This window comes from Anaerotruncus sp. (genome assembly GCF_057433415.1).
The window spans coordinates 1-5,890 of record NZ_DBMDHH010000090.1 but is presented as its reverse complement, the minus strand read 5'-3'; the positions used below and the strand labels follow the sequence as shown (position 1 = coordinate 5,890).

4 protein-coding genes are annotated in these 5,890 nt (G+C 57.0%); all 4 read right to left on the bottom strand.

Annotation, left to right across the window (positions count from 1 at the left end; genetic code table 11):
- Positions 1-128: 128 nt before the first annotated feature.
- Positions 129-2,492 (bottom strand): hypothetical protein, encoded by a 2,364-nt coding sequence (locus tag ACZO3G_RS14290; RefSeq protein WP_277138728.1) that lies wholly within the window; start codon positions 2,490-2,492, stop codon positions 129-131.
- 199 nt (positions 2,493-2,691) lie between these two features.
- Positions 2,692-4,155, bottom strand: coding sequence for a PH domain-containing protein (locus ACZO3G_RS14285; protein ID WP_277138727.1), 1,464 nt, complete (start codon positions 4,153-4,155; stop codon positions 2,692-2,694).
- A complete protein-coding gene (locus tag ACZO3G_RS14280; RefSeq protein WP_101547942.1) occupies positions 4,148-4,603 on the bottom strand; it encodes a PH domain-containing protein in 456 nt (151 codons plus the stop codon). Before ACZO3G_RS14280 ends, ACZO3G_RS14285 begins: the two co-directional genes overlap by 8 nt.
- Positions 4,604-4,780: 177 nt before the next feature.
- A complete protein-coding gene (gene sleB / locus ACZO3G_RS14275) occupies positions 4,781-5,494 on the bottom strand; it encodes a spore cortex-lytic enzyme (protein WP_101547940.1) in 714 nt (237 codons plus the stop codon).
- Between the last annotated feature and the right edge of the window lie 396 nt (positions 5,495-5,890).

The following is a 5,890-nucleotide window of genomic DNA, read 5'->3' as shown; positions in this document are numbered from 1 at the left end:
AGGTCACCAAAAAGGAACGGGACCCCTTTGGGGTCCCGTTCCTTTTTTTAAAAGCGCGGGAATCGGCAGGCGCGCCGCGCGTGGAAAAGGCCCCGCTTCCATTGGAAGCGGGGCCTTTAGGAGGGGCGTTACTTCTTGACGAGCGGCCGGTCGGTGATGATCACATGGTTCCCCATCGTGGTGGTAAAATGGAGGTATCCGGATTTGTCGAACCAATTATTCGGCGCGGCAATCTGAGTGATCGTCTTGTTGGCCTGGTCGTATGCGTAGAAGTAGAGGGTCTGCGTATTGAGCTTGGAAAAATCGGGCTTCACAGTGATCGTGACGGGCATCCCGAAGGAACCCTTCTGGTCAAACTTGATGATCGCCATCTGGTTCGCATAGATCTTTTCAAAAGCGGTCCGGACCGAAAGATCGTCGGTACGCAGGCTGAACTTGAGGTTCGTCGCGGCCGTCCACTTGGCGGGATCGAAGGCGGCCCGGTAATTGAGAACATTTTTGCCCGTATTGCGGTCCACCTTCCAGTTCTCGATGGAAAGGATGGTGTTCACCGCCACGCCCTTTTTTGCGGCCGCGGTGTTGGCGGCTTTCACAATGGCGCGCACGGTCTGCGGGGAAATCTCCGTGCCGGTCTTGACGGTAACGGTCGCGGTCGTGGAGGCGAGGCCGGCCTTTTTTGCCGCGGCGATCGCGTTGGAAACCGCTGTGGTGGTGCTTTTGGTCACGGTTGCGGAGCGAATGAGGTTTGCGTTGGCGGAACCGCCGGCTCCACCGCCTCCTCCGCCGCCTCCTCCGCCGCCACCACCGTGGTGACCGCCGCCGCCGCCACCGCCACCGCCACCGCCGCCGCCACCGCCGCCGCTTCCGCCAGTGCCGACGGTTAAAGTGGCTTCATTCGGGAGGGGGAGCGTGTCCTCTCTGGGCGATTTGGTGCTTCGGTAATAAACGAAATTGCGGGCTTTATCTTCCAGATGAATCTGTTTGATATAATAGGTCGTGTCCTCTGTGGTATCCCCGTCATATAATTTTTGGCTGTAGACATATGTGTTAACTTCACTTCCGGGACCTTTATATTCCGCACGTGTTTTGATCCGGTCGCCGCCAGATAGTGATTCCATAATGATTGCGTCATTTGGAGATTCCGGATTAAAGCCCGAGCCGCCCCCGTCGGTGACGGTAAGAATAATTTCAAAATCGTACCCGCCGCCTTTTTCAGCGGAACCGGCCGCGACATGGTCCGGACGAATTTCAACTTTTTCAAGGATGGGCGGATGGTCGTCTCCATGGAGATTGGTAACCTCAAAATGCGCGTTTGCCAGGATGTCGGTTAGTTCTTCACAGCCGGGTTCGCCTTTATAATCATTTTCATTGATTTTGGAATAGTAAGTGCGGTAGTTTTCATTAATGTTTCCAAGATGCAGCGATGTTAAATGATAATCCCCGGCAGAAGCATATTTGGGAATGGTGATAACCGCCTCATAATAGCCGTTTTCAGTTTGGGATTGGGAGAAATTGATGACTTTAAAGTCATATTCTTTATCGGGGAAATTTTCATTTGCAACCGCCCCTTCAATATAGTTAACTCCAGAGCTTCCGCTTTTAACTTTAAGACGGATTGGGACGTCCTTGTCTTCGCCTTCCATAACTACAGGATTCAAATCAAATATGATTTCCTCAAGAATGGGAGCATCTTCATCACTAAACTTGTTTTCCACGGTAAAAGATTTCTGCCAACCCTCCGGCAGGGGCAGGATGGAGAAATGGACGGATTGATGCTCCTTATAACGGGCGCTGCAATAGTCCCTATTTGTTATCTGGTTGTCCATGTATTCCAGTCTATATGTTCCGGAATAGTTATAGGGCTTAACATCGATTGTCCCAACAAGGCTATAGATGTGATTTTCTTCGGACGCTTTTACCGTTAAGCACCTGACGAGAAATGTACGATCGGGATCGTCTGTATGCATAAAATTTAACCAGACACCCTCCTTTTTATCCGGTGTCCACGGACAATACATCTCTACAGTAACTGTGACCGTGCCGCCGTTTTTGATTTGCTCGGGGGAAACGGTGACGGACCGGATCTCGGCCTCTTCGGCCTCGGGGGCGTTTACCGGGACGGGTGCGGCAAGCGCATTGGCCATGACAGGGAGTTCCCCGGGTTCCTGCGGGTCCTCCGGATCCGCGTCGGACTCCTCTCCGGAACCCTCGGGCAGGTCCGGATCGGCTTTTTCAGGGGCTTCCGGGCCGGCAGGCTCCGGCTCGCCCGGCTGCGGCTCCGCCGGCGGTGTTTCGGGAGGCTCCGGATCTCCGGCCGGGGGTGCCGTGGGCCTGTCCGTTTCGGATAGCGGCGTATCTATGGGCTCCGCCGGCCCGGCCGCGGCCGGGGGCTCCTGCTCCGCCGGGGCTTCCGCAAAGGCGGCCGTCAGCGAGCCGAGTGACAGCACGCAGGCCAACAGCATTGCCAGGGACAGCTTTAACAGTTGCTTCACAAAAATCCCTCCTTATGATCGGTCTCTGTCCCCAGTATAAGGGAGAAATTGGGCAAAGTCAATGCGACACAAATGTATAATCTCTGTGCAGTATCCCCACATATAGGGCACTTAATAAAAAGAAATATCGGCGGCATGCATAAATTTTAATTATAAAAAAATGTGTGCGGCGTGAAGCGCCGCACACATCGTCCGGTTGTTATGTTTTTGACGGCGCCTCGTCCCCGGCGTCGAAGAGCGCGACCACCCCGTCCCAGTCGAGATTGCGGATGTGATGGCGGAACCGCCCCTCCGCGCGGGTGGAGACCTTCAGGTCGCATTTGCGGTCGCCGCGCTGGAGGATGCTCTGCCGGACGTTAACAAGCGCGATTTTATCGAACGGAAATACAACGGTGTGTAGATAATACCGATTAGAATAACGAAGAGTATAACAATCTCCGTCACGGGAAACGCCCGAAGAGAGAAAATCCAGAATCCGGACGCCCAAAAACCAGAGAGCGGGCAGGGAGAGCATGAACCCGGCGAATCCGATCAGACCCGTCCACTTGGGCAGCAGCCAGCAGGCGACGACCGTGCCGGCGGGAATCAGCACGCAGGGCCAGAAGGGATCGATCAGGAACTTGAAGATGGCCCCGAGGTTGGGTTTGAGGGTGCGTTCGGAAACGGTGTACTCGGGCAGCAGGCGGGAGAGGTGTTCGCGGGTCTTTCCGCGGCTGGAAAAGGGAATGACGGCCGAGATGTCCGATTTGTCCTTATTGAAGCCGATCGCGTTGAGGAAGACCGAATAGCGCCCGAGCAGGCGGGTCAAAAGGCTCTGCCGGATGTCGACGAAGCTGATGTCGCGGGCGCGCAGGAAATATTCCTTTTCCACAAGCACGCCGCCGCTGACGTGGAGGGAGTCCCCGACGCGGAGGGTGCAGAGATTCTTGGTTTGCAGCAGGTTGAGCAGGAATGCGGCGAGCCATCCGACGAGCAGCGCGATCGCGACGCCCGCCGCGATGGGCGGAAGTCCGAACGCAACACGGCGGGAGAGCTCCTCAAAGGTGGCCAGCATCAGGTCGGCCAGCTCCTGCCCGAGGATCTGGCCCGCCTGGGAGATGAAGGTCGAGATAAACACAATGCCGAGGAAGGAGTTGGAGGTAAAGAGGGAGAGGAACACGACGCCGGAGATCCGGGGGCGGTAGGCGGCGTGGACCTCGTCGGCGGATTCCTCCGGAACGCCCCGGCAGAGGGACAAAATCCGCGCGGCCTCGCGCTCTCCGACATAGAAGGAGACGTCGGCCTTGTTGGCGCCGCGGGCGATCGTGTCCACCCGCAGGCGCGCGACCTTCAGCGGCCGCAGCCAGAAGGGACGCATCACCGCGCAGGTGCAGATCCGGTCGACGGGGATGAAGGTTTCACGCCTAAAAAATATACCAGAAGTATAAAATACGCCACATTCATCCATATAGTATTTGAAACAATCCCACTTTTTCCAGGCGAGCAGGAAGATCAGCAGAACGGTCAGGATGTCCATCCACGCGCCCGAAATCCACGAAAGCAGGTCGCCCGTCAGCGCGGAGAGGAACCCGCGCGCCAGCGGGATGATCAGGAGGAAGAGGAAGCGGTAGAGAAAGGTCAGTATGGAAAAGGGATGGGCGTGGACGGAGGCGGCCTTACGCATCGGGGGGACCTCCTTCCTCGTCGGCGGGGGTGAGGAAGGCTTGCAGGCGGTCGGCGTCCGCCGGCGGCAGGCCGGGGATGTAGACCGAGCTGCCCGCCGCATAGACAAAGAGGGAGCAGACCCCGAAGAGCCGCTCGAGCGGGGAGGAGGCGACGGTCGCGTACTGGATGCTTGTTAAGGGAACCGCCTTTACACGCGTATAGATGACGCCGCAGTGGATGAGCAGGCAGCGGCGGTTGAAGCCATAGGAGAGCTTGCGGTATTTGATGGGATAATAGAATATGTAGAAATAGAGAAAAGCCGCCATCCAGGCAGCGGTAAAAAGCCACCACACCCAGTTGATGCGGGGCGCGAAGAAGGCGGAAAAAAAGGAGGGCACAAGCGCCACGAGGAGCAGGCGGATGCGCCACACCGTGAGGATTTGCAGGTCGGGTTTCTTTTGAACCATGGGCGGACTCCATCCCGGCTTTTGGCAAAAAGCCTGAGCAAACAGATTTTTTTCCGGCGGCAGAACCCGCCGCAGGAAAAGCGATACCTATATTATAATGGAAACGGCAGGGAAAAAACATCCCCTGCCGCAAATAATGAAATACAATCAGTAATACCGACAATAAAATATACTGAATCAGCTGCAGAACAGGTGGGCGCCGATCCGCTTGATCACCGGCCGGGTACGGATCCACTTGTTGGAGGTCTTGTCGGGATTATAATAGTAGAGCGCGCCGCCCGACGGGTCGGACCCCGCCAGCGCCTCGCGCGCGGCCTTGCGCGCCGATTCGGCGACCGCCACGTTGATCTGCCCGTCGGTGATCGCGGTGAAGGCGCCCGGCTGGTAGACGACGCCCGGGAGGGTATCGGGGAAGGAGGGGTGCTCCACCCGGTTGAGCACCACCGCGCCCACGGCGACCTGCCCTTCAAACGGTTCGCCCCGCGCCTCGGCCGAAATAATATTGGCCAGCAGCGCGATGTCGCTGTCCGAATAGCCGCCGCTGCCGCTTGTCTGCTGGGAGCTGTAGATCCCCATGGCCCGGAGGGTCGCATTGCCCGCGATCCCGTCGACGGCCAGGCCGTTTTTCCGTTGGAAGTCCATGACCGCCTTTTTCGTCTGCACACCGAAAATGCCGTCGACCTCGCCGAAATAATAGCCCCAGTTTTTGAGCTTCTGCTGGATCTGGCGCACCTCGTTGCCGCGCGAGCCCTGTTTGGAGAGGACGTCGGTCGTCTGCCACATGCGCGCGGCGAAGACCCCCAGGGCGATCAGCAGCAAAAGGGCGAAGGAAAACGAGATGGTGCGGATGAGCAGCACCGGCCGCGCATCGGCGCCGTGTTCTTTCGACATGATGAAAACCTCCTTGCAGGCACGGAAAGGGTCCGCGCCGCGGTTAGTTGCAGTATGTGCGCCGCGGGCCGGAATATGCGTGCGCGGGAGGAAGAAGGGCGCGGGAAGAGGCCGCGCAGGGGCTTTTACGGGAAATTTGCGATTTTTAAAAAAATCTTTGACAAACCAGTTGACATCCCCGGTGTTCTATGGTATTATAACAAAGCTGTCCCGTGCGTGACATCCACAATTTGGACGGCACAGCACCTTGAAAAATGAACAACGAGAGAAGAGAAACGAGGAACCCGAAACGAAGGTTTTGGGGGAATCACCCTTGAAAAGAATTTGAGTATCTCCGGATACAAAAGCGAAACCAGCAAAGGAAACTTTGCCGGGAGGACCTTTGAGAAGATTTGA